This window comes from Methylobacterium sp. WL103, assembly GCF_008039885.1.
Taxonomy (GTDB): Bacteria; Pseudomonadota; Alphaproteobacteria; order Rhizobiales; family Beijerinckiaceae; genus Methylobacterium; species Methylobacterium cerastii.
This window is the reverse complement of the sequence record NZ_VRUX01001011.1, coordinates 1-953: the sequence shown is the minus strand read 5'-3', so window position 1 is coordinate 953 and position 953 is coordinate 1. Positions and strand designations below refer to the sequence as shown.

The 953-nt window shown below is 75.1% G+C and carries 1 protein-coding gene; it reads right to left on the bottom strand.

Translation table 11 applies throughout. The features are described from left to right. On the bottom strand, positions 1 to 953 hold a 953-nt coding region (locus FV222_RS27405), incomplete at both ends, for an MFS transporter (protein WP_147816285.1).

Sequence of the window (953 nt, the reverse complement as noted above, 5' to 3'; positions counted from 1 at the left end):
GTGCGGGCCTGGCGCCGCCGCGACCGGCGGCCGGGCTCGGGCGTCGCGTCGAACCAGATCACCAGGGCGAGCGCCGCAAGCGCAGGCGCGCCGAGCGCCAGGAACGCGCCGGCCCAGCCGAACAGGCCGAAAGCGAGGCCGCCGTACCAGGCCGAGAGCGCGCCGCCGACGCCCTGCACCGCGTTGACGGTGCCGAGCGCCGTCTGCGTCCGGCCCGAGCCCCAGGTCAGGTCGGCGACCACCACCGGCACCGCCACGCCGACGATGCCCGACGCCACCCCGTCGAGGATCTCGGCCAGGATCAGCCAGGTCGGGTCGTCGACGAAGGCCGAGAGCGCGGCGCGCACCGGCAGCACCGCGAAGGCCGCGAGCAGGAGCTTGCGCCGGCCGCGCCGGTCGGCGAGCGAGCCCGCGAACAACGCCACCGGCACCATCGTGAGCTGGGCCACCATGACGTAGATCGCCGTCCAGTGCGTCGCGCTGACGGCGGTGGCGACGAGCTTCTGGCCGAGCAGCGAGAGCATGCCGCCGCTGCCGAGGTTGAACAGCGTCAGCGCGCAGGCGAGCACCAGGAGCCGGCGGTCGCCGAGGACGGTGCGGATACCGGCCCGCTGCGGCGCGTCCTCCTCCTTCTTCCCATCCTTGGCCCCATCCTTCGCCTCGTCCTCCTTCCAGCCGACCGCCCGGCGCTGGCTCCAGGCGGAGGCCGGCGTCGCCAGCGCGGCGGCGATCGCCAGCACCGCCATCAGGCCGAGCACCCAGAAGGCGATGGCCGGCCCGAACCGCGCGGTGCCGAGCGTGATCGCGCCGGCGGCGATCAGGATGCCGACGTGGTTGAAGGCCTGGTTGCGACCCTGCTGGCTCGGGAACCGGTCCTTGCCGACGATCCCGAGGGTCAGCGCCGTCACCGCCGGCAGCAGCAGGGTGCCGCCGGCCGCCGCCAGCAGCTGCGC